The organism is Microvenator marinus, from assembly GCF_007993755.1.
Classification (GTDB): Bacteria; Myxococcota_A; Bradymonadia; order Bradymonadales; family Bradymonadaceae; genus Allomicrovenator; species Allomicrovenator marinus.
Window position 1 is genome coordinate 3,004,151 of sequence record NZ_CP042467.1, and the last position, 21,869, is coordinate 3,026,019.

The window sequence follows — 21,869 nt, forward strand, 5'->3', positions numbered from 1 at the left end:
TCATGATCCAAAATAAAATGATATTTCTAGTGGTACTGCTGGTTAGTTTGACCAGTTGTAGCGATGACTCAAACACGCCGAACCCGAGCCCTGATGCTGGTCTCCCAGATATGGAGGTTCAAGACAGCGGTGCGGATATGGTCGAAGACTCCGGTGAAGATCTGGGAGATGACACCGGGTGGGACATGGCCACCGATGCTGCCGACATGGGTACCGATGCTGGCGTATGCGAGCTGCCTTGCGGCGAGCAATGTTGTGGCGATGGGGAGTTCTGTAATTTTGGGAGCTGTGTAGCACCGGGGAGCTTCTGCCAGCGAAACGAAGATTGTGAAGACACCGACTACTGCGAACTCACAGCACCCATCGAGCTCGGTACGCCTCCTGCCGATGGGCTGGCGTGTCCACCAGCTGGCGCATTGCCCTGGGGAACATGCGTCGCACGACCTTCGTTGGGGGCGTGTACACATCAGCCCGACGGGGGTCTTGCGGCTAGCGTCAGATATTCATGGGGCAATGAGTCCGCGACGAATGATCGCGTGATGATGACGCCGGTCGTCGTGCAACTCGACGACGACGATTGCGACGGCGATGCCGACCAAGACGATATCCCCGAGGTGGTCTTCTTAACCTTTGAGGGAAATGACTACAATAACAACGCGGGCAACTCCGCTCGACTCATGGCCATCAGCGCAGTCGACGGCTCGGTGGTAGAAAAGCTCGGCTTGGACCAGACCGCTGACGAACCGATCGCCGGCATGGCCGCTGGGGATATCGACGGCGTTCCGGGCAACGAGGTCGTGGTCTGCAACTCGAACAACAGGGTTCAAGCTTATGACGCGCAAGGTGGTTCTTTGTGGTTGAGCGAGCCGCTCGGCACGTGCAGAACACTTGTGATCTCGGACGTCGACCAAGATGGAAGCGTCGAAGTCATCGCGGGTCAGGAGATTCTCAATGGTGCTACAGGGGCGACCAAAGTGAACCTGCCTGGTTTGTCACAGGAGTTCAGTGTCGTGGATGTCAACGGCGATGGTGCGTTGGACATCGTCGATCCCAGCAATGTCTACGATGCCAGCGGCGCCCTGATCGCGGCGGGCGACTTCCCGGCGACATCGGTAGCCGTTGGCCAGCTCGACGCAGCAGGACCTCCCGAGATCATCTCGGTCGACTTCGCTTCCCACACAATCACGATCTGGCGCGTTGACACCACCCTGCCCAACTCACGGGAGATCGTGCGCACAATCGACCTCTTCGAGTTAGCCGCATCTCCAAATCCGTGTTGTCAACTCAGTCCTTCGGCGCAGGGTTGTAACAGCGGTGGCGGTGCCCCTGTGGTAGCTGACTTCACGGGCGACGGCGTGCTGGATGTGGGCGTTGCAACGGGCTTCAGCTTCCAGGTCTACGACGGTGCAAGGCTCATGGACTCAGCCGTGGCAACTGGCGACACCGTGGCATGGAGCGTGCCGGCACAGGACTGTTCGTCCGCGCAGACCGGCGCCGCCGCATTTGACCTGGACAATGACGGAGCCGCTGAGGCGCTCTACGCAGACGAGGCCACGTTTAGAATCTACCGAGGCACCGATGGAGACGTGCAGTTTTCGACGTGTAACACGAGCGGCACGATCCGCGAGAAGCCCGTGGTTGCAGATGTGGACGGCGACGGATTCGCTGAAATCGTTGTGGTCAGCAACAACTATTCTTCGATCAACTGTGGTGGGCAGAAGACGACCGGCGTCCGCGTGTTTGGGGCTGAAAACGGCCACTGGGCTCGTGCCGCACGAACATCCGGCGAGGATTTGCTTGGAGCTCCGAACGCCGCGCCAGATCTCACCCTTGAAGTATTTGTAGAGCGCGAGCCTGAACTCAAAGTTTCGGCGCGCGTGCGCAATCTCGGCGATGCACCAGTGCCCCCTGGAGTCACGGTAAGCTTCTATGACGGCAACCCAGAAGACTCGGGCACACCAATCGGGCAGACTCAAACCACACGAACCCTAGATGTGTTGGGGAGCACAATGGTCGAATTGAATCTTCAGACGGAGCCAAGCGAGTTGTACGTGGTGGTCAATGATGACGAATCAGCGAATGCATGGAAGGAATGCCGAATGGACAACAACGTGGTGGGGCCTGTTGAACCCCTTTAATGCGGGGTCCACATTTCATCGCTTCCGCAGTCTTGCGTTATCTACTGAGGCTTCATGGCAGGCCGTCCTCTCCAAATCCCAGAATCTCGTCTGCTTCGCGTGGATCAAAAAGGTCTGAGGTGCCGTAATCATCTTGAATGCGGCGGATCTCATCGAAAAAGTTCTGAGTACTCGACTCGCCAAGCACCGCAAGCTCTTGAGCCAAAGGAACTGTTTCATCATTCTTGATATTCATTGCAATCACCCACCTTCTAGAATCACGATCTCAATTCTTGAACACTGGGTCAACAAGTCTGGAGTACTTAGGGAGAGCAAGAAGAGACCAAACCGGCTCTTGGAGATTGACCAAGCCACCCAGAATGCATCTACCCACCTATAGGTTTGCACACCTATAGGTTTATACACCTACAGATTTGCTCACCAGCTGAATGCAATCGGGTCCGGTAGATCCGAGCTTTCGCTGATCGCAGACAGGGTCGGACTCGACAAACATAATCTTGTTCGCGAAAAAGTCGAAACGCTTGAGGGGCTTGGTTGGGTTGAGCGTTCACGCAATTTCGGTGCGGGACCAACGAGTGCCTGGAGATATCGGATAGCCGATCCGGCGCTGCGTTTCTACTACACCTTCGTCACCAAGTATCATACGGCGCTCGGGCGAGAACCAGCGCTTGATATTTGGAAAAACCAAATCGAGGCAGAGATCGACGCGTACATGGGACACATCTTTGAACGAATTGTTCAAGAGGCCTACGTCCGTATATCCGATGAGCCAGCTCAGGAATGGAGCCGCTGGGAGGGCAAAGACCGAGAACGTCAGAGCGTGGAAATCGATATTGTGTCGCGGCTACTGAACGGTAAGATGTTAACCGGCGCAATCAAGTGGAATGCCCGGCCAGTCGGACTAGAACTCCACAAGAAGCACATGGACCAACTCAACCGGCTCGCCGCTTCAGGACAAGGCTGGGCGCGCGAGGCCCTGGAGCCCGATGCTCGCCTCATTTATGTGGCTTCAGGCGGATTTAAGAAGAATTTCGTGAAGGCTGTAGAAGAAGGTCTAGTCCCTGCGAAACTCTGGACCTTAGAGGATCTCTACTCGTAAGAACGAGCCAAAACCCGCGACTCTTGACTAAATCCATCTCAGCGCTATCTTTTGTTGGTTGGTTGACCAACCTAGAAAAGGAGGCACGATGTTTATCCAGCACCCACGCTCATTTAAGGTAAAGACATGGAAGTCTGACGTTGTAGTTGTCACGGGACTCTACTGGGGCTGGACTGGTTTGGTCTTCCCGCTGATGTTGTTTCCCTTCTTCTTTACTAAGTGGATGGTCGTGCCCCTCGTACTGGGTTGGACCGTAGTGTTGGGATACCGATTCAGATTGCTGATTACGCGGCAGTCCATCGAGGTGCGCACCACGTTCATGGGAGTTGGATTGTTGCGGGAGGTCTATGCCATGGACGAAGCGTGGGTCCAATACGGCTTTGATATGGACCGTCTCCTGCCGCCAGATGTTGAAATCGGGAGTCTTTCCATTGGTGATGAGACCAACGCCATACCACTTTTCAACACGATTAAGGCGGCGATTGCGCATGTCCAAGGCAAGACAGAGGTCGAACTCGCCCATTGTCGTCTTGCATCTCCAGTGCGAGATGCGCCAGCCAAAACACCAGTTGAAGCTCGCGAGGCTGCAGCGGTCATTAAGCGATACAGGGCTTTAGGTCTTGAGGTGTTGATGGTGCGTGGTTGGAAGCTCGAAGAAGCTCAACGCGTCACGCTCTACGTGGTGTCTGAGGCCTGCATTCGCGTTTTCGACGCCTACATTCTCACCGAAGATATCCATGAGTTCGAGGCCCTGCGCCCCACCACAGCTTATGATGACGAGATGGCATTCACCATGCGGCGGCGTTTTGTGTGGACCGAGGCTCCGTTTCGCCTCTGGCATAGAGGTACCAAGGTTGCGAAGCTATACCCGGACTCGATTTGGACCGCGAAGCGAGAGATAAAGCGAGCCGAGATTGTGAGCGTGCGCGGCTGGCTTTCAGAGAGTTGGGCCAAACTGGGGGTCGATTTGGAGACCACGGATGGCGAGAGAGTTGAGGTTGCGGTCGGACACAACCCTGACTCGTATCTCAACCCTTTTTACGACGGTATCGACCTGATGTTTGACGTCGAATGGGTCGAATCGATCTCACGAATCCTCGCGCGTGAACTCGATGTACCTTTGATAGACGACAACCTCACATAAACTATCTCAACGAATACGGGTTCAAGAATTGCCGCCCCCACAAGAGTCGCCTTTGAACTGAATCCAGCTCGGCTTCGTCACAAATCTCGTCCCATGCGTCATGGATGGCATCTATTTCTGCTTCGATGATTTGCCTGGCTTCGCGCTCATCCAGAAGGAAATGATGTGCGGCTTGAATGCAGGTGCTGACATTGCTTTCGCGGCTCTTTTCGGTGATCAACATGGCTTGACTGGCTTCGTTGCCGCTTCGGGGCTGCGGACAAAGATCATATGCGGGTGTCAGGGCCAGCAACTCTCCGTCCCAGAACGCGGCGTGGTTTCGAGCATGGTCGTCAGTGTTGCCGCAAAGCACGTTAAAGACCATACGAGAGAAAAGCTCCCTAAGTGTCGATTCTGGCTCAAAAAATCCGTGCCTGATGCGCTCGGCCATGTCAGGATAGCTCGCATATCTCGCCATCATTTCATCGAGCCCCAGAATCGTCAGGGCCGAAACAACTTGCCGCCGTTGCCAACCATCTGCGCCCAGCTCCCGATCAAACCGTCGAATCAAAAGAACGTCCTTGCCCAATGCGCGTTGGAGGGATACCTCGCTCACGTCGAGGCCCACGCGGAGTGCCAATCGCATCGTAAGATACTCAGCCTTAACCACATCGCGGGTATCTGAGGTTGACGAGAATTTCGCAATGAATTTGGCGTCATCGGAATCCAGCAAAGCCTTTGGACGCGCCCCACCAATCGACGTTCCGTGCAAGAGGGCAGCATCGAGAGCCGGACTCAGCGGAACGCCCTCCTCCACTCGTTCCGCCGACTCGAGAAGCTCTTCCAATGTGGCTTTGGGGTATTCCCGTTCAACGTAGACGTCGGGTGACTCTTGGAAGTCAAGGGCACCGATTCGGTCCGATCCCGAGTATAAGAGGTATTCTAACTCACCGAGATCCGAGGTCTCTGCGTCCGAGCCTCGCCTGTTTAGTCGCGCGTTCAGAATCACACGCCTTCCCCAAGCGTCGGGCGAACCATCTCGGATCACCCCCGGCATCAGAAGTCCATCGGGGTTCGGAATTCGACCTCTCTTGAGTGGCAGCTCCGGAGTGAAGAGGGATACGGCGCCTGCGGCTTCGAGGTAGTTCCGACCGTAAGTGAATATGAGCGATTCACCGACTGAATCCAGACGACCCACAACGCGAGGTTCTACAGCCCCTGGCAACCAAAACCACACAAAGGCTGTGTTAGGCTTAGAAGTCATCGTCTACCTCGGGGATGCGAATGCGCTGAGGAAGAAGGGCAATCTTGTCTTCTGCGTGCTGAAGTTGAGTTCGAATGGGCACCGGGTCATCAAAGAGTTTGATGCCGACCAGCGTGGCCACTTCAAAGACGAGTCCTAGAGCGCACCCGGGATCACCTTGTTCGATTTTTCGCAGCGTGGTCCTGGAAATCCCGGCGCGCTCAGCCGTCTCTTCTTCGGTCCACCCGCGCTCCTTTCGGCCAAGTTTGATTTGAGCGGCGAGCAGGTTGATAGCTTCCAGTGTATACTTTGAGTAGGCTCTTTTCTTCATGTACATCATAGTACACATTAAGACCCTTAAAGTACAGTATTCGATACACACGTGCGCGCTTGGAGAGATGAAATGACATTCATCGATAGGAACTATCTCTCGGGGACTTATCCCGAGGACGCGGAGAACGGCTTGGTTGCTCGGTTCTACGCCGATGGCCACCTGGAGTTTTTGGGTTATTTCGAGTACGGCGAGTGCATCCGAAGCCTTGAACTAGACGGCAAAGGTGCGGGACGAGGGACCAACTATCGAGGCTCTGGCGGCAGTGCGGATTGGGTCAACTACTATGCCGACGGCACACGCGAATCATTCGATGCGTGGTCCGATAATGGTCGACCTCATCCGTATCCCTACAAGGCGTGGGTGAAAGAGTGGATCAAGTGGATCGAGGAGCTCGACCGCTACCAGGGTGGCCACGGAAACCTACCGTACTAGGGACCGCGCATGACACGCACCTCTCAGAGGGCGGCCACATCTAATGGACATGCGCGTTTTCCTTTTTGTTATCATTCTCATGTTCTCATTTGACGCCATGGCCGAGCCGCCCGACGACCTCAAGGCCCATCTCTGGTCAGACCGCGTGCTCATCCTCGCGGCCGAGCTCGCCAAAACCTGGGACGTCTCCGAGCCCTTTACCTTGATCCTGGTTGGGAAGGACGGCACCGAGAAGCTTCGGAGCCACAAGGCCGTTGCGGTCGAAATGCTATTCGAAACCATCGACGCGATGCCAATGAGAATTCGGGAAATGAAATCCGACCCTTGACCTTTTAGCGCGCACTATTGCTCGCCGAGCCGCATAGTGATATCGTATTCATGACGTAGCGATATCACATGACGGAGAAAAAGACGTGATTCGAACAGTAATAGCCCTAGAAGAGGAAGAGAAAGAATTCCTCGATCGCATGGCAAAAGCTGAGGGAGTATCCATGGCTTCGATCATTCGTCGAGCCGTTCGCGAACATATGGAAAGGGCTGCCGCGCAGAATACCTCGACGCTGTTGGACCAAACGTTTGGAATTCGTGGGGGCGAGGATGCTTTAGCCTACGTAGACAGATTGAGAGATGAATGGTGAAAGGTGTCTTGCTTGACTCTGTGGTCTTGATTGACCACCTCAATGGAATTCAGGCCTCAGCCGACTACTTGGCAAGCCTACACCGTAACTCAACCCCGGTCTGGATCAGTGCCATCACAAGGGCGGAAGTACTCGCAGGAACCAAATCCCACTACGAATTTGGTCTTATCAGCAGACTTTTGGCGGAGTTCGAATTCGCACCATTGAGTTCAGAGGTCGCGGACTCCGCCGCAGAATTGCGCAGGACTCTCAGATTGCGCCTCCCAGATGCCTTTCAATTGGCCTGTGCTCTTAATCTTGATCTGAAACTCGCCACACGAAACACCCGGGACTTCAGCGAGAATGACCCCCGCATCGAAGTACCATATACCCTGTAGCTTGCTAGAGAGAGCGACCCGGGAAGATATCTTCTCCTACCAGAAAGAATTTTTTGGCGTCCGCTTTCTTACCACTAAAAACTTGCAGGGGGAGCCAGTAGACTCGGTAGGTAAACTGTTTTCCGTTGAGGTCTAAGTGGTAGTCGAGGCCCGGCATCTCCAAGCCATGTTCGGAGGACGTGATGAATTTGAAGTCCACAAGTTTGGCTTTAGGCACGACTTCTCGGATTGCTTGTTCGTTACCAATGAGCTGGGTGGAAAAGAATTGCTGGGCTTTCATGCCGGCGCGACGCGCTTTGTAGACTTTCTCAAAAGTCGCGGGGCCGTAGCGCTTCGAGATCTCTCGAACGCGGGTGTGATCAATGGATTTGATGCGGGTGGTCAGGACCGGGAACTCGTCCGAAAACAACGTAACCTTGGTCGGGACGAAAAAATCCGTACCGCTGACATCAAAGATGCCCACGTCGACCCGTAGGAAACATCCATGCTCGGTAGTGTAGTCGTAGGTGAAATACCAATCACCTGGGCCAGGAATGCTTTGGAACATGCCATGATACTCTCGGCGAACCAGTTTGCCGCACGACCCCAAGAACGCGAATGAAGCGGTCATTTCGATCGGTTCGCTATCGCTCCCAAGAATTCGGGCGAACTCCGCAGTCCTCCCGTCAACGAGGAGTGCTCCGGCGAGCAGGGCGCTCATTTCAGGATGTTTGCTGAAGATTTTGGCGTAAGGTGGGCTACCTGGAGTGACTGTGAGCCTTCGTTTGTACTCACCTTTGGCCTCTTGCGCACCAGGTGCCTTAAGCCGCGGCACCGCTGGGACTTTCCAGCCGTCTTGGCGAGCCTCCTTCCAGAACTTGTCGACGTCATATTTGACGCTGAGGAGCCCAACACGACTCTTCCCTTTCTCCTTGGGCGCATCCTTCTTAACCGTCTCGGACTTCTTGAGATCCCTTTGGACCTCGTTGACTACGGCTCCGGTCATGAAGACGTACGCGACTCCGCCCACGCAGCAAAGTGCCGAGAAAATCAGGCCGACGAGAACGACGCCAATCAGAATATTTCGAGTGCTATTTTCCATGTGTTTCTCCCCCCTTTACTAGCGGGCTTGGTCCGCGGGTCGCGGACGATATAAAGGTTTGTCAGAATCTTAGATCAAGTTTGGGGTTCCTCGAAGTCAAAAATTGACGAAATCGAGCAAAATCGCGCAGTTTCCGCGCTTAGCCCTCCGATAGTTCGTTCCTCTGGCTTTCTAAGTTGCATCTAAACCGACTGAGATAGTGATTTGGATACCAATTTTTTAAGGAGATTTATGCGCTCGAAACTATCGCTGGTCGTGGGTCTAATCGCTCTTTTGGCTCCTCTCACAGCCTCGTCTTACACGTTGCTCGAGGACGGCGAACGAAAGCTCAGTGTTGAGGGGCTCGCGCGACTCGGTTGGGTGGTTCAAAGCGAGGACGGCGAGTTTACTCAGGAACCGTTTTTTCAATATGTACGTCTTGGTGGGGCGATGGAGAACTCCTGGGGTAAGGGTTATGTCCGTATTGAAGGAAACTCCGGTACGTTTGAGGTGGTGGACGTCTACGTTCTACTCAAGCCGCTAGATCTCTTGCACGTCAAAGCCGGATTTTACCGAAGGCCCACCACGGCTGAATATCTGGTTAGCGCCTCGAAGATTCCATTTGTGCAGCGCTCGATGTTGCGGGCGTTGAACGAAGAACGTCTGCCAGGTGTTGAGCTTTTGAGCACCATTCCGATCGGTACGATGGACCTCGATTTGAGGCTCGGTTGGTTTGCGCCGGCTCCCGAGGAGATTGCGCTATTGCCTGAGGGTGAAGGAAATTACGTGAGCGGGCGCGTGGGCCTCAATTTTGAGAGTGGGCTCGCGTTCCACTTTGCGTATTTTGGACTCGTGCTGGCGGACAATGACCTGGTGGCGTCTCCTGACGATCCTATGGGCGCGCTTGTGCAACCGGCGCCCTACCCTCATACGCTCGACTTTGCGGTCTTGTACTGGACGGATCAGTGGAATATCCAGGCCGAGGTCTTGCTCTCGCCGAATTCCGAGTCCGAGGAGCTCAACTGGGGTGCTTATGTACACGGCCTCTACCGTTTCCCGATCTACAAAGAGGTGGAGCTTGGGCCTGGCGCACGTTATGGCATTTTGAACGATGGTGGCGTGACCACACATCGCGTCACGCTCGGCACCACGATCTTCTTTGACGACCACTACCTCAAGTTCATCCCAAACTACGACCTCACCGTCACGGACGGAGACGTCGGCCACACAGGCTGGCTCACGTTCCACGGCGGCTTTTAGGCGTTCAACCCCTGTCATTGTGTTCTACTATCGGATCGCAAGGGCATTTGGTATCTAGATAGTCCTGCGCATTTGAGGATATTTCTGAACTTTTGCGATGCGCATCCAAGGAGGACGGAGCCCTCCTTTACGAACGGGACTTCGATGAAGAAAAAGGCTGTCGGCGCAATTGTCACGATTTCAATTTTGGGTATCGGGGCTTGGTTTTGGCTCTCCGAACGAACCACGGAAGTTCAGGTTGTCCCGGTGCTATCGAAGGACGTCGTGGAGGTCTACGTAGCGACCGGCCGCCTCAACTCTCCGACCGTCAGCAACGTGGGAACAGAACTCGCCGGGCGCGTAGCCACCGTTCACGTAGAGCGTGGAGCCCGCCCCAGAGCCGGTCAAGCGTTGGTCGACCTTCAGCCAATGGACGCAAAACTCTCGGTTCAACAGGCCGAAGCTCGACTGGCAATCGCTGAACGGGAGCTTGCCCGCACCCGTACTGGGCCCACGCGGGCACAACTCGATGATGCCAAGGCTGCGTTGTCATCCGCCGAAGCAACGCTTGCGCAGACCAAGAGTGAGCTCGCGCGCAGCACGGCTATGGCGCGCGACGGTGTGCAAACTACGGCCGCTGTGGAGCGAGCCGGCACAGATGTCCGGCGCGCAGAGTCTCAAGTGGCGAGCGCGCAAGCGCGGATTGCAGAGCTCCGGGAACAACCCCGTGCCGAAGATATTCGAGTGGCACAGGCACGCGTCACCGAGGCTCAGGCAAACTTAGATCAGACCAAAGCTGCACTTGGCAAAACCACGATAACGGCGCCGTTTGACGGCCTTGTGACTAACGTTGAGGCTGATCCGGGAGAGAATGTGGCGCCAGGGCAAACTCTTCTGACCCTCGCAAAGACCGAAGGGATGGAGATTTTTGCGGAAGTGGACGAGGACTACTTCTTGCGGATAGCGCCGGGTCAGGGAGCGACTTTGGTGTTTCCTTCTCTCCCGGAAGAAAGGTTCGCCGCAAAGGTGATACGGGTAGGACCGGATGTAGACTCCGAGCGCGGCGTGGTGGGAATCTACCTCAAGCCAGACTCGGTTCCGGCACATATCGTACCGGGATTGACCGTGGATATTGCTATCGAGCTCAAACGCCTACCTGAGGCACGCGCCGTGCCGCGGTCGGCCGTGGTCTTCGAGGATTCAAAGGCATACGTCTACGTGGTGGAGGATGAACGAGCACGGCGCCGTGAAATCAAAGTCGTGGCTGAAGGTGAGGAAGACCTTGCGATCCAGGCGGAGTCACTGCCAATCAGCGTCATCAAGAACGCAGCCCCGATTACCGAAGGTGACGCGGTGCGCGCCAAAGAGGCGAAATGATGCCGGACCGCTTAGCCTGGAGCTTCGCTTGGCGAAGCCTTTGGGGGTCGGGACGGCTGACTGCGCTGACCATGGTGGTAGTGGGTGTGAGCGTGATTCTGGTCATCTTCCTGACGGCGCTGATCGAGGGGCTGCGGGTGCAGCTCGTGCAGGAAACGACCGGCGCCATCGCACATATCCGAATCGAGCCAATTCCCCGCGAACCCATTAAACCGGACTCACTTTCGACGACAGACGAACACGTCATCGGGAAGCGCTCAACATGGACACGTGAGCAGATCACGATTGAGGATTGGCGCAAGTGGCAGGCTTACGCGCAGAAATTCGGGCCTCAGGTAGTTGCGGTGGCTCCGCTTGCCGAGGGAGCCGGCTTTGCTTCACGAGGTGGTCAGCGAAAATCGGTCAGGATTTTTGGAATTGAACCACGTGAATACGACCGTGTGGTGCCGATTCAGCCGAGCCTAGAGCGCGGGCGATTCTACAGAATGGGAGCGGGTGAGACGACCATCGGAGCCGACCTCGCCAAAGAGCTCGGGGTGGACCTCGGGGACCGAATTCGGATCACGAGCTCTGACGGGGCGGCCACCGATAAGCGTGTGGTCGGCATCTTTCGAAGTGGTTTTTCGGGGCTCGATGAGGGTGCGGTCTTCATCCCGCGGGGCGACGCACAGGCGCTGCTCGGGCTTGGGTCAGCCGTGACCAGTATTGGCATCCGGGTCTCGGATGTGTTCGCTGCGCCCGAAATCGCGGCGCAAATGTCACGGCAGGTGCCCCATGAAGTCCGTGACTGGACGCAGGATAACGCGCGCCTGCTCGGAGCTCTGGAGGCGCAGAAACGCTCGAGCGATATGATTACCGGCTTTACGGGGCTCGCGGCGTCGTTCGCCATTGCGAGCATTCTGATCGTGCTCGTCACAAACAAGCTCAGTGAAATCGGGATTCTGAAGGCGATGGGGGCGAGACGAAGGCAGATTCGCGCGATTTTTGCGATTCAGGGGGCGTTTCTAGGTGGGCTCGGATCCGTGGTGGGTTCGGTCTTCGGATCCGTTTTAGTCATGGGGCTTGCTAGTATTCGTGTGGCTCAGCCGGGCACCGGAAAGCTAGGCCCACTCTTCCCCTTTGCGCTCTCTGCCGACCTGATTGTGGTCACCATTATTGTGTCGACCGCACTCGGGCTTCTGGCGGCCATCATCCCCGCACGGCGAGCGGCTAACGTCGACCCGATGGAGGTGATCCGTGGAGACTAGTGAACCGGTTATCAAGATGGTTGGGGTCAATAAAGTGTACGAGGGCGTGGTCCCAACGCCCGTGCTCTTTGATATCGACCTCAACATCTACCCAGGCGATTTTGCGGTGATCCTTGGAAAGAGTGGTTCTGGGAAGACGACGTTGCTTAACATCGCGGGCCTCCTCGACAGCGCGACGTCTGGCCGAATCGAGGTTGAGGGACGCGCGGTGCACGAGATGGACGAGGACCAGCGCGCCGATCTTCGGCGAATGTTCTTCGGATTCATCTTCCAATTTCATCATCTTTTGCCTGATTTTGATGTGATGGAGAACGCGTTGATGCCGTGCAGAATTCGGGGCAAATCGTTTGAGGACGAGGCCTTTGAACGTGTGGCGGAGATGCTGAGAATGGTGGAGCTCGGCGAGAAGCTCAAGAGCTATCCGTCGCAGCTCTCGGGCGGCCAGAGGCAACGAGTGGCGGTGGTTAGGGCTTTCGCCAACCAACCTCGTGTGGTGCTCGCCGATGAGCCGACAGGAAGCTTAGATTCAAAGACTACCGTGCAGGTCCTCGCCCTCATGAAGGACATCATGCAGAAGTTCGGGACTGCCTTCGTGATGGTTACCCACGACGAAGCCATGACGGATGTGGCGAACCGTGTCATCGAACTCAAGGACGGTCGTATCGTCCGTGATGAAAAAAAGTAAAAAAATCCTCAACACTTCGCTTTTTCGTCCGAAAATATAGGTGGGAGCTTTTCCCACTTTTTTATTTTCCCAACCTTTCTGGAGGGTAACTGATATGGACGAAAAAATACGATATCCGCACCAGGCTTGGTGTTTAGCAATCTTGAAGGCATTTGACCCGAACCTAAAAACCCTACGAACCCATAAACTGGAAGGATCTGTGGCGATCACAAAAGGGGCAGGACCTGCCCTTTGGGGTCCCTTGGCTCTCTATTTGTCCAACCGAATGGTGGCCATAGAACACTCGTCAGATTCTTTGAGTTTTAGAGATTTTGCTGGGTTTCGGATTCGGATTGCGAGGGCTTCGAGCCGCTACATTCGGGCAGGACAAGAGGGTTTGCATCCGGCATTGGTAGTGTTTTGCCATCGCTACCCGTCGACTTTGCTAAAGCTGAAGGAGGTTCTTGAGCCTTTCGGTCCTTGGGGAATTTGGAGATTTGGCCCCCTTGAAATGGGGCCGATCATCCTCATTTCGACCTCGACCTTGAAGTACACCCCGAGGAACGCGTGGCTGAAGCACATGGCGCGCATCCCGAGTAACGGCGAGGATTTTATGGATTTTGTGGAGTTGATATTATCGGAGAATGCCCTTAGTTTAGAAGCCAAGGGTGTGTTGATGGAGGAAATCATGAGTATTGGACGTCAAGAAGGAAGAATCAGCGATGAGCGGATGGAGGCGTTTGGAAAGAAGGTCGATGAATGGATTCAGCGAGAGACCGAAGCCATTCGTCGAGAAGAACGTCTAAAGTTCGATAACGAAACGCGTGAACTGGTTCGAGCGTTGCAGGCCGAGAACGCGGCTCTTCGGGCCGAGAACGCGGCTCTTCGGGCCGAGAACGAAGCTCTCAAAGCTGAGGTCGCGGCTCTCAAAGCTGAGGTCGCGGCTCTTCGGGCCAAGGTCGCAGAACTTCAGGCAAGACTCGGAGAATAGTCCGAGACCTGAGCTGCCAATTCACTACACTATTCCCGAACAACAATGACTGAAAGCTGGGGCTTTCAGAGTTTTGGGCTTTTAGTCTTTACAAAGGCTCTTAGCCCATATGATTACTTCTGAGCTCTACAACGCGCATCCAAGGAGGACTGAGCCCTCCTTTACAATCATGAGGTTTATTGATGAGTCAGCACGATGAGATTTTACGTGAGCGGGAGGCAGAGGTCCTCAAAGGCGGCAAAGAGAAGTACCACGCGAAGAATTCCGTACAAGGAAAGCTCTTTTGCCGCGAGCGCCTAAACCTTCTCCTCGATGATGGGCTTGAGATCGAAGACGGCAAGTTTGCCAATATCAATGCGGGCGACCTACCGGCCGACGGCGTCATCACGGGCGTTGGCAAAATTCAGGGGCGCCGAGTGGCCGTCATGGCCAACGACTCCACCGTCAAGGCTGGCTCGTGGGGCTGGCGCACGGTTGAAAAGATCATCCGCATCCAGGAAACCGCAGAGCGGCTCAAGATCCCGATGCTCTACCTCGTAGATTCCGCGGGCGCGCGCATCACCGACCAGATCGAGATGTTCCCTGGTCGACGCGGTGCCGGTAAGATCTTCTACAACCAGGTTCGCTTGAGCGGCTTTGTGCCTCAGATTTGCTTGCTCTTTGGCCCCTCGGCCGCGGGGGGAGCCTACATCCCCGCGTTCTGCGACGTCGTGGTCATGGTCAACGGCAACGCGAGCATGTACCTCGGCTCGCCGCGAATGGCCGAGATGGTTATCGGGGAGAAAGTGACGCTCGAAGAAATGGGTGGTGCAGACATGCATTGCCGCGTCTCGGGCTGCGGCGATGTGCTTGTTGACACCGAACAAGAGGCGATCGAGTTCTGCAAGGACTACCTCTCTTATCTTCCGTCGAACTGCCACGAAGAGCCGCCTTTCATGGAGCCCAAAGCTCCGCAAGAGCAGAAGAAGTCGCTCGACGAGCTCATCCCCGAGAACCAGAACAAGGCCTTCGACATGAAGAAGGTCATCAAGCATTTGGTGGACGACTCGGAGTTCTTGGAGATCAAAAAACTCTTCGCTCAAGAGCTCATCACCGCATTCGCCCGCATCGACGGGCGCTCCGTGGGAATTGTGGCGAGTCAGCCCAAACACCTCGGCGGTGTACTCTTTGTGAACTCAGCCGATAAGGCTGCGCGCTTCATCAACCTCTGCGACGCTTTCGGTGTGCCGCTCATCTTCCTGGCCGATGTACCGGGCTTCATGATCGGCACCAAAGTCGAGCGCGAAGGCATCATCCGCCACGGCGCAAAGATGATTTCGGCAGTCAGCGAAGCGACCGTCCCTAAGCTATCGGTGGTGGTCCGCAAAGCCTATGGCGCAGGTCTCTACGCGATGTGCGGCCCGGGATTCGAGCCCGATGTGAGCATCGCACTTCCAGAAGCCATGATCGCGGTCATGGGCCCAGAAGCCGCGGTCAACGCCGTGTTCGCGAACAAGATCGAGGCGATGCCCGAAGACAAACGTCCCGCCTATGTGGAAGAGCTTCGCGAAGAGTTTAAGAAGGATATTGATATCTTCCGACTCGCGAGCGAGATGGTGGTGGACCATATCGTGCCCAAAGAACACCTTCGCGACGAACTCAAGGCCCGCCTCAACGTTTACGAGACCAAAGAGAAAGACTGGCCGCTCAAGAAGCGCGCCGTCACCCCAGTTTAAACCTCAGAACGGGTACTTCTCTTTCTCGACCACAGCGTCAGCCACCACACGTCGCATGCCGATTTGGTCCACGCGGGAGCGCGGCGCAAGGCGAGCGATATTGTCCAGATGGGCGTGTAGCTTCTCGCCATGAGTCAGGTGGGCCATGAGATTCTCAGCCAGTCCGACCGTCTTCTGATACGCCTGGGAGACGGCGAGCCGGCACGCAGCGCGGTGTGGCGCACTTGCGCCCGCACCTTTTAGGCGAACCACCTCTTGTGTGCGTGCCACGGTAGAATCCGCCAGGTAGACCTGAATAATCATATCGGCCAGATCCATCAAGATCTCCTGCTGCTCACGCAGGTCCGCCATATGCTTTTGAATAGCCTGGTTCGCGGCGTAGACCGCTACACGCTTGGCTTGTTCGGTCTGAAAGATCTCGAGCGCGAGCCCGGGGTCGTCCTCTTGCCCAGGCGCGGTGGCGTGTTTGGAGCTCCCAAGCTCCGCCTCCACCTTCTGAATCATCTCGAAGAGATTCAACTCGCCTTTCATCGTGCGCTTTAGGATGGTGCCCGGGATCAACATCCGGTTGATCTCGTTCGTACCCTCGAAAATACGGTTGATGCGTGCGTCGCGATAGAGCCGTTCGACCTCGTACTCTTGCGAATACCCGTAGCCACCGTGGATTTGAACGGCTTCATCCACCACAAAATCCAAAACTTCGGAGCCCACGATTTTCATGATCGAATCCTCGACCGCGTACTCTTCAATGGCGTCCATCATCTTTTGGATATAGTCCGGGGCCTTGGTGTCGAGCGCGCCGAGGCTCTCGTCCATATAGCCAGCCACGCGGTAGGCCATGGATTCGAGCGCGTAAATCTGGGTCGCCATATCGCCAAGCTTGGCACGTATCGCGCCGAACTCACTCAACGACTGGCCAAATTGCTGGCGCTCTTCGGCGTACTTTGCGGCGAGCCCCACGGCGCGTTTTGCAGCGCCGGCAACGCCTACACCGAGCTTGAAACGCCCGATATTCAGAATATTAAACGCAATCTTATGCCCTTTTCCGATTTCACCGAGCAAATTTTCTTTCGGGACACGCACGTCTTCTAGAATTAGCTGGCGCGTGGACGAGCCTTTGATGCCCATCTTCTTTTCTTCGGCCCCAACGTCTACGCCCGCGCGGTCCCGCTCCACCAAAAATGCCGTGAATTTGGTGCCGTCCACCTGACAAAACACGGTGAAAAGGTCCGCAAAACCCGCGTTGGTGATCCACATTTTGGTGCCATTGAGCACGTAATGCTCACCGTCTTCGTCTAGAACGGCCTTGGTTTTGGCGGCCATGGCGTCCGAGCCGCTCCCCGGCTCAGTCAGAGCATAAGCGGCAATGAGTTCACCGGTGGCCAGTTTTGGCAGCCATTTGGTCTTCTGTTCGTGATTTCCAAAGAGTAGGAGCGGCAGGGTCCCGATTCCAGTGTGCGCGCCGAAAGTCACGGAGAACGCCGCGTATTGTGAGATGTACTCGGTGACGATGAAGCTCGTGGACTTATCTACACCTAGGCCGCCGTATTCCTCGGGGATATCCATCATCAGGAATCCGGCTTCCGCTGATTTCTTGAGGAGTTCGACCATCTTGTCGAAGTCGCCGTGCTCCATGGCTTCCACATGAGGGAGAACCTCGCGCTCCATGAAGTCCCGCGCGGTCTGCGCGAACATATGTTGTTCCTCTGAGAATTTTTCCGGGCAAAAAATCTCCTCATTTCCAACGTCTTGGATGAGGAACGAACAACCTTTGGGCGCTGCCTGACTCATGATCTACTCCATAAATGAATGACCGCTCATTCACGTTTTGAATACTAACCGCCGGCTTGCCTCAAGTCAACGGATCAAGGTGGTCGGACCTTGACAATCGCCTGATTTCTTGGGATGAAACTAGGGCCGGGCTCTCCGGGGAGGAGAGCGTGGACTCGGTATGCGGTTACGGCCCGCCGCGCCAAATTCCAACTCACGATACGAACGTTTGTTCGTGACGAGCCGTGAGAGAAGAACTTGGTGTCAAAGGAGAGCTATGAGCACCGCTGAAGAAACTATTGTACCCGAGAAATTTCACGCCGCGCCGCCCGAGCAGCGCAAAACCAAACCACCCGTGGATCCCGCGTCTTTAACGCACCGCAACCTGCTTGACGGGGAGTTCTGGCGCCCGATGTTTGACGTCGACCGCGAGACCTTCCTCGATTTCAAATGGCAGATGAAGAACTCTCTTTATCAAGAGAAGAAGCTCATCGAGATGCTTGAAGGCACCGCGCCTCAGGAGTTCATCGAGGACGCAAAACGCGGCTTCCACCTGGCCCCAATGGCCGTGCGCGTCACCCCGTACTTGCTGAGTCTGATCGACTGGCAGGACCCTTGGAATGACCCGATTCGCACACAATTTATCCCGCTAGCTTCGCGTCTCTACGAAGACCACCCGATGCTGACGCTCGACTCCTTGCACGAGCAAGAAGACGCGCCGGTACCCGGTCTGACGCATCGATACTTTGATAAGGCTTTGTTCCTGCCGCTCAACACCTGCCCGGTTTACTGTCGCTTCTGTACCCGCAGCTACGCCATCGGCGTGGACACAGACACGGTTGAAAAGGTGGACCTCAAGGTGGACCCTAAGCGTTGGGAGCAGGCGTTTGCGTATATCGAGTCGCGCCCTGAGCTTGAGGATATCGTCATCTCCGGCGGAGACGCGTTCAACCTGCCCGCGAAGTACATCCAGATGATCGGCGAGCGACTGCTCAACATGCCGAATATCCGGAGAATTCGTTTTGCGACGAAGGGGCCGGCAGTCATGCCGATGAAAGTTCTCTCGGACACTGATTGGGTGGACGCACTGACCGCCGTAAACGACCTTGGCCGAAAGCTCCACAAGCACGTCTGCTTGCACACGCACTTCAACACGCCGAACGAGATCACCGAGATCACGCGCGAAGCGATGAACGTGCTCTTCGAGCGCGGCATCACGCTCAGAAACCAGTCTGTGCTTCAGGCGGGCGTCAATGACACCACCGAGGTCATGCAGGAGCTCGTCAGAAGGCTTAGCGAGATCAACGTGCACCCTTATTACGTCTACCAGCACGATATGGTGCGAGGCGTAGAGGACTTGCGCACATCGCTCAAGACCAATATCGACATCGAGAAGTTCATCCGCGGAAGCGTCGCGGGCTTCAACTCGCCGGTATTCGTGGTGGACGCGCCGGGCGGCGGCGGAAAGCGCGTGGCTCACTCGTTTGAGCACTACAACACCGAGACCGGCGTGAGCGTCTTCACGGCGCCGAGCGTCAAGCCGGGCCAGAAGTTCCTCTACTTCGACCCGTTGCACAGCCTCACCGAGGACATGCGAGAGCGTTGGAGAGACCCCGTGGAACGCCGCATCATGGTAGACGAAGCGCTCAACGCGTGCCGCTAACGTGAGGGTCGTCCACGTCACAACGGTTCCGACTTCGCTGATTTTTATCGCGGGGCAGATCGACTGGATGCGCGAGCGTGGCGTGGACGTTCACGTGATTTCATCGCCTGGGGCGGAGCTCGATGCGTTTGGTGCGGCACATAGCGTGCCGGTCTACGGCGTAGAAATGCCGCGTGCCATCACACCTCTGGAGGACCTCAAAGCCGTGCGTGCGCTCGCCCGCGTCATCCGCGGCATCCGGCCAGATATCGTGCACGCACACACACCCAAAGGTGGGCTCCTGGGCATGATGGCCGCCACGGCCGCGTGTGTACCCTACAAGATTTATCATATGCGGGGCCTGCTTACGCTCACAGCCAAGGGCGCGCGGCGCCGGCTACTGGCCGCGGCCGAATCCACGAGTACTGAGCTCGCAGACCTGGTCATCTGTCAGAGCCATTCCCTCAGGGCTGAAGCCCTAAAGCAGGGCCTCATTACTACTGAGCGCTCCACTGTGCTCGTCCAGGGCTCAAACGGGGTCAACACTCAGAGATTCGCACCAAACGCGAATCTGGGCCAAATGGCGAGGTCTGAGCTAGGCATTCCACAAGATGCGCGTGTGGTGGGTTTTGTAGGGAGGCTTGTGGGGGACAAGGGTGTGCGGGAGTTGGCTACGGCCTGGCGAGAGATTGGCGAAGATCCTAGGAACCATCTGCTGATTGTGGGCGATTACGAGCCTCGAGATCCGGTGCCTGAGTCGACCCGTGAATTCTTAAGCCATGCGCCGAATGTTCATATCGTGGGGTGGCAAACGGACACACCTAGATTCTACGCGGCGATGGACCTACTGGTGCTCCCCACGTACCGAGAGGGTTTTCCGAACGTGCCTCTGGAGGCCGCAGCGATGGGCCTTCCGGTGGTCGCGACCGAGGTTGTAGGTTGTGTGGACGCAGTGGCAGACGGGGTGACAGGCACGTTGGTTCCGGCACGCAATGTGCCGCGGCTACGCGAAGCCATCGAGCGTTATCTAGAAAGCCCTGAGCTCGCAAGAAGACACGGCGAGTCAGGGCGCAGGCGCATGGTCACCGAGTTCGACCCCGAAGTGATTTATGAGGCCCTCTACCACGTGTACTGCCATGCGTCTGGTCATTGAAGCCCCTGGAATTGGGTCGCGCGGCGGCCGCGCGGTGCTCGACGCGTATATCGCCAAAATGTGGGATGCCGGAGCTGAGCAAATCACCGTCTATACGCTGGTAGACGACCCGCTAATCCCTGGGGTTGCGCAGGTTCGGTGCATCGCGAACACGTATGCGGCTCGCACCGCCTGGGCCACTTTTGGTTGGTCCGAAACGTGCCAACGCTACAGCCAGTCCATCTCCTTTACAGGGTTTGCACGCCCGCCTCGGGACGCGGATCCTGAGCGCCATCAAATCCTGATCCATAACGCGCTCTATTACGAGCCGGCGCGCCGCCTCTTCTCCAAGCCCGCACAAATACGGCTTCAACTTCTGAAAGAGCTCACGCATCTGAGCGCCCAGAGCGCGGGTACGGTCTGGGTGCAAACCCCTCATATGGTGGATCACGTGAAGGCTCATCATGGAGTGACGGCCAGGCTCTTGAAGGTGATTCCCAAGTTGCCGCCGCCGGTTGACGGCCCCGTCCTAGCACCTGCGGCCCACCGCGTGCTCTGGGTTGGAAACGATGCGCCGCATAAACGGTTTGACCGCCTTGTGGAGTGGGCTGAGGCGCATCCTGAGTCGGCGTGTTCGGCGGTAGGGCTTGAGGGGGCGCACCCAAAAATCCAGTTCTACCCAGACTTGAGTCGGGCGGAGATTCACCGCGCTATGATTGAGGCAGACCTTCTGCTCATGACTTCGGAGGCGGAGAGCCTTGGGCTGCCGCTCTACGAGGCTATGGAGGTAGGGCTTTCGGTGATTGCGCCCGACCTTCCTTATGTCCACGCAGCAGGCGTACTTCCGAAGAATTCCGCGACCAAACCAGCCACCTCTTGCGGGGCGTCCTCTTGAAGAAAGTGACCGAGCTTCGAAAGCCGACCCGAGGATAAAGAGGCTCTACTTAGACACGCCGACATGGTGGTGCGTGGCGCACGCGAAGGCCTTCCGGAAATCGAAGACAGGCAGCAAGTTGAAGCCCGACGCCTCTTACTTTAGAATGCGTATCTGGCACGTTACGTACCGAGTTTTCGAATTTTAACTCAACGCAATTGACGACCTTGGCCGAGGCGAGAGAGTGTGTACGAGGGCATAGCGAGGTATGAATTGTGGAATACATAGAGTTGCGAGCACCTGGCGAAGATCGAACTCCGGCACCTTGGTACTGCGAGCCAGACTTTGTGGGCGCATGGTGCTGGCCGACGTATAGGAGCAATTTGCGGGACCAAGGTTACTCCGAGACGCAGATCGCGTTGATTGATTCTCAGACCACAAAGCTCATCCAGAGCTTTGAGCCGCCTACAAGGCCGAGTTTCTTCCTAGAGTTGGTCCCCGACTGGTGTTTAGGAATTAGAATGGCCTGTATGGCGGGCGTTATCGCCAAAGCGATTGACGTGGGATACTCGACGATTCTTGTGGTTGACGAGGACGGCGAGCTTGACCACGAACTGGAGAAAAATGAGTTCTCCAGCGTACGTCTTCTTAAGCGTAAAGACGTTCCAGAGCATCGGTTTGGTTCCAATGCAGGCTTGATATTGAATGTTTCAACTGGCTCGGTCATTCTTGGACGAAACCCACAGATCTAAAAAGCCCACCGTAGCCTCATCG

22 protein-coding genes are annotated in these 21,869 nt (G+C 56.1%); 17 read left to right on the forward strand and 5 right to left on the reverse strand.

What is annotated here, in order from left to right; genetic code table 11:
- Window positions 1-2 precede the first annotated feature (2 nt).
- The gene (locus tag FRD01_RS12275) at window positions 3-2,138 is read left to right on the forward strand and encodes an FG-GAP repeat domain-containing protein (protein WP_249755579.1); all 2,136 of its coding nucleotides are present in this window, start codon (window positions 3-5) and stop codon (window positions 2,136-2,138) included.
- 52 nt (window positions 2,139-2,190) lie between these two features.
- Here the strand turns inward: FRD01_RS12275 and FRD01_RS12280 are convergent, their stop codons facing one another.
- Window positions 2,191-2,373, reverse strand: coding sequence for a type II toxin-antitoxin system VapB family antitoxin (locus tag FRD01_RS12280; protein WP_146960036.1), 183 nt, complete (start codon window positions 2,371-2,373; stop codon window positions 2,191-2,193).
- Between the two features lie 372 nt (window positions 2,374-2,745).
- On the opposite strand from FRD01_RS12280, the gene FRD01_RS24340 reads away from it, so the two are divergent.
- Window positions 2,746-3,237 carry a DUF234 domain-containing protein gene (locus FRD01_RS24340; protein ID WP_283808734.1) on the forward strand — a complete coding sequence of 164 codons (492 nt, stop codon included), beginning with the start codon at window positions 2,746-2,748 and terminating at the stop codon, window positions 3,235-3,237.
- An 88-nt stretch (window positions 3,238-3,325) separates the two neighbouring features.
- Window positions 3,326-4,381 (forward strand): hypothetical protein, encoded by a 1,056-nt coding sequence (locus tag FRD01_RS12290; protein WP_146960040.1) that lies wholly within the window; start codon window positions 3,326-3,328, stop codon window positions 4,379-4,381.
- A 1-nt stretch (window position 4,382) separates the two neighbouring features.
- On the opposite strand, the gene FRD01_RS12295 is transcribed toward FRD01_RS12290, so the two are convergent.
- A complete protein-coding gene (locus tag FRD01_RS12295) occupies window positions 4,383-5,624 on the reverse strand; it encodes a type II toxin-antitoxin system HipA family toxin (protein ID WP_146960042.1) in 1,242 nt (413 codons plus the stop codon).
- Window positions 5,614-5,940 carry a helix-turn-helix transcriptional regulator gene (locus FRD01_RS12300; protein ID WP_146960044.1) on the reverse strand — a complete coding sequence of 109 codons (327 nt, stop codon included), beginning with the start codon at window positions 5,938-5,940 and terminating at the stop codon, window positions 5,614-5,616. Before FRD01_RS12300 ends, FRD01_RS12295 begins: the two co-directional genes overlap by 11 nt.
- 66 nt (window positions 5,941-6,006) lie before the next feature.
- Between FRD01_RS12300 and FRD01_RS12305 the strand changes: the two genes are divergently transcribed.
- The 4 genes from FRD01_RS12305 to FRD01_RS12320 all read left to right on the forward strand — a co-directional run bounded on the left by FRD01_RS12305 (window position 6,007) and on the right by FRD01_RS12320 (window position 7,384).
- Window positions 6,007-6,369, forward strand: coding sequence for a hypothetical protein (locus FRD01_RS12305; protein ID WP_146960045.1), 363 nt, complete (start codon window positions 6,007-6,009; stop codon window positions 6,367-6,369).
- Between the two features lie 43 nt (window positions 6,370-6,412).
- Entirely contained in the window at window positions 6,413-6,697 is a 285-nt protein-coding gene (locus tag FRD01_RS12310) for a DUF4174 domain-containing protein (protein WP_146960047.1), read from the forward strand.
- A gap of 85 nt (window positions 6,698-6,782) precedes the next feature.
- Window positions 6,783-7,007, forward strand: a complete 225-nt coding sequence (locus FRD01_RS12315) for a ribbon-helix-helix domain-containing protein (protein WP_249755581.1) — start codon at window positions 6,783-6,785, stop codon at window positions 7,005-7,007.
- Window positions 7,001-7,384 (forward strand): PIN domain-containing protein, encoded by a 384-nt coding sequence (locus FRD01_RS12320; protein WP_146960051.1) that lies wholly within the window; start codon window positions 7,001-7,003, stop codon window positions 7,382-7,384. The genes FRD01_RS12315 and FRD01_RS12320 overlap by 7 nt, the downstream gene beginning before the upstream one ends.
- A gap of 4 nt (window positions 7,385-7,388) precedes the next feature.
- On the opposite strand, the gene FRD01_RS12325 is transcribed toward FRD01_RS12320, so the two are convergent.
- Window positions 7,389-8,465 (reverse strand): hypothetical protein, encoded by a 1,077-nt coding sequence (locus FRD01_RS12325; protein ID WP_146960053.1) that lies wholly within the window; start codon window positions 8,463-8,465, stop codon window positions 7,389-7,391.
- 231 nt (window positions 8,466-8,696) lie between these two features.
- Here FRD01_RS12325 and FRD01_RS12330 point away from each other — a divergent pair, with 231 nt between their 5' ends.
- From FRD01_RS12330 to FRD01_RS12355, 6 genes are all read left to right on the forward strand, one after another.
- Window positions 8,697-9,704: a hypothetical protein gene (locus FRD01_RS12330; protein WP_146960055.1), complete on the forward strand. Its 1,008-nt coding sequence runs from the start codon at window positions 8,697-8,699 to the stop codon at window positions 9,702-9,704.
- Window positions 9,705-9,848: 144 nt separating this feature from the next.
- Window positions 9,849-11,060: an HlyD family secretion protein gene (locus tag FRD01_RS12335; RefSeq protein WP_146960057.1), complete on the forward strand. Its 1,212-nt coding sequence runs from the start codon at window positions 9,849-9,851 to the stop codon at window positions 11,058-11,060.
- Window positions 11,057-12,307 carry an ABC transporter permease gene (locus FRD01_RS12340; RefSeq protein WP_146960059.1) on the forward strand — a complete coding sequence of 417 codons (1,251 nt, stop codon included), beginning with the start codon at window positions 11,057-11,059 and terminating at the stop codon, window positions 12,305-12,307. The genes FRD01_RS12335 and FRD01_RS12340 overlap by 4 nt, the downstream gene beginning before the upstream one ends.
- Complete coding sequence (locus tag FRD01_RS12345; RefSeq protein WP_146960061.1) at window positions 12,297-12,992, forward strand: ABC transporter ATP-binding protein; 696 nt, start codon at window positions 12,297-12,299, stop codon at window positions 12,990-12,992. The genes FRD01_RS12340 and FRD01_RS12345 overlap by 11 nt, the downstream gene beginning before the upstream one ends.
- Before the next feature lie 199 nt (window positions 12,993-13,191).
- Window positions 13,192-13,962 carry an FtsB family cell division protein gene (locus FRD01_RS12350; RefSeq protein WP_146960063.1) on the forward strand — a complete coding sequence of 257 codons (771 nt, stop codon included), beginning with the start codon at window positions 13,192-13,194 and terminating at the stop codon, window positions 13,960-13,962.
- A gap of 182 nt (window positions 13,963-14,144) precedes the next feature.
- Window positions 14,145-15,677 (forward strand): acyl-CoA carboxylase subunit beta, encoded by a 1,533-nt coding sequence (locus FRD01_RS12355; protein WP_146960064.1) that lies wholly within the window; start codon window positions 14,145-14,147, stop codon window positions 15,675-15,677.
- A gap of 3 nt (window positions 15,678-15,680) precedes the next feature.
- On the opposite strand, the gene FRD01_RS12360 is transcribed toward FRD01_RS12355, so the two are convergent.
- Entirely contained in the window at window positions 15,681-17,468 is a 1,788-nt protein-coding gene (locus FRD01_RS12360) for an acyl-CoA dehydrogenase FadE (RefSeq protein WP_146960066.1), read from the reverse strand.
- A 256-nt stretch (window positions 17,469-17,724) separates the two neighbouring features.
- Between FRD01_RS12360 and FRD01_RS12365 the strand changes: the two genes are divergently transcribed.
- From FRD01_RS12365 to FRD01_RS12380, 4 genes are all read left to right on the forward strand, one after another.
- Window positions 17,725-19,110 carry a KamA family radical SAM protein gene (locus FRD01_RS12365; RefSeq protein WP_146960068.1) on the forward strand — a complete coding sequence of 462 codons (1,386 nt, stop codon included), beginning with the start codon at window positions 17,725-17,727 and terminating at the stop codon, window positions 19,108-19,110.
- A 1-nt stretch (window position 19,111) separates the two neighbouring features.
- Window positions 19,112-20,242 (forward strand): glycosyltransferase family 4 protein, encoded by a 1,131-nt coding sequence (locus FRD01_RS12370; protein ID WP_146960070.1) that lies wholly within the window; start codon window positions 19,112-19,114, stop codon window positions 20,240-20,242.
- Window positions 20,226-21,116, forward strand: a complete 891-nt coding sequence (locus FRD01_RS12375) for a glycosyltransferase (RefSeq protein WP_249755582.1) — start codon at window positions 20,226-20,228, stop codon at window positions 21,114-21,116. The genes FRD01_RS12370 and FRD01_RS12375 overlap by 17 nt, the downstream gene beginning before the upstream one ends.
- Before the next feature lie 254 nt (window positions 21,117-21,370).
- Window positions 21,371-21,847: a hypothetical protein gene (locus FRD01_RS12380; RefSeq protein WP_146960074.1), complete on the forward strand. Its 477-nt coding sequence runs from the start codon at window positions 21,371-21,373 to the stop codon at window positions 21,845-21,847.
- The last annotated feature ends 22 nt before the right edge of the window (window positions 21,848-21,869 follow it).

What these genes read in the sequence shown, in the direction of transcription:
- FRD01_RS12275 (WP_249755579.1), top strand. Translation starts at nt 3, where the DNA reads ATGATCCAAAATAAAATGATATTTCTAGTGGTACTGCTGGTTAGTTTG.
- FRD01_RS12280 (WP_146960036.1), bottom strand. Translation starts at nt 2,373, where the DNA reads ATGAATATCAAGAATGATGAAACAGTTCCTTTGGCTCAAGAGCTTGCG.
- FRD01_RS12290 (WP_146960040.1), top strand. Translation starts at nt 3,326, where the DNA reads ATGTTTATCCAGCACCCACGCTCATTTAAGGTAAAGACATGGAAGTCT.
- FRD01_RS12295 (WP_146960042.1), bottom strand. Translation starts at nt 5,624, where the DNA reads ATGACTTCTAAGCCTAACACAGCCTTTGTGTGGTTTTGGTTGCCAGGG.
- FRD01_RS12300 (WP_146960044.1), bottom strand. Translation starts at nt 5,940, where the DNA reads ATGTACATGAAGAAAAGAGCCTACTCAAAGTATACACTGGAAGCTATC.
- FRD01_RS12305 (WP_146960045.1), top strand. Translation starts at nt 6,007, where the DNA reads ATGACATTCATCGATAGGAACTATCTCTCGGGGACTTATCCCGAGGAC.
- FRD01_RS12310 (WP_146960047.1), top strand. Translation starts at nt 6,413, where the DNA reads ATGGACATGCGCGTTTTCCTTTTTGTTATCATTCTCATGTTCTCATTT.
- FRD01_RS12320 (WP_146960051.1), top strand. Translation starts at nt 7,001, where the DNA reads ATGGTGAAAGGTGTCTTGCTTGACTCTGTGGTCTTGATTGACCACCTC.
- FRD01_RS12325 (WP_146960053.1), bottom strand. Translation starts at nt 8,465, where the DNA reads ATGGAAAATAGCACTCGAAATATTCTGATTGGCGTCGTTCTCGTCGGC.
- FRD01_RS12330 (WP_146960055.1), top strand. Translation starts at nt 8,697, where the DNA reads ATGCGCTCGAAACTATCGCTGGTCGTGGGTCTAATCGCTCTTTTGGCT.
- FRD01_RS12335 (WP_146960057.1), top strand. Translation starts at nt 9,849, where the DNA reads ATGAAGAAAAAGGCTGTCGGCGCAATTGTCACGATTTCAATTTTGGGT.
- FRD01_RS12340 (WP_146960059.1), top strand. Translation starts at nt 11,057, where the DNA reads ATGATGCCGGACCGCTTAGCCTGGAGCTTCGCTTGGCGAAGCCTTTGG.
- FRD01_RS12355 (WP_146960064.1), top strand. Translation starts at nt 14,145, where the DNA reads ATGAGTCAGCACGATGAGATTTTACGTGAGCGGGAGGCAGAGGTCCTC.
- FRD01_RS12360 (WP_146960066.1), bottom strand. Translation starts at nt 17,468, where the DNA reads ATGAGTCAGGCAGCGCCCAAAGGTTGTTCGTTCCTCATCCAAGACGTT.
- FRD01_RS12365 (WP_146960068.1), top strand. Translation starts at nt 17,725, where the DNA reads ATGAGCACCGCTGAAGAAACTATTGTACCCGAGAAATTTCACGCCGCG.
- FRD01_RS12375 (WP_249755582.1), top strand. Translation starts at nt 20,226, where the DNA reads ATGCGTCTGGTCATTGAAGCCCCTGGAATTGGGTCGCGCGGCGGCCGC.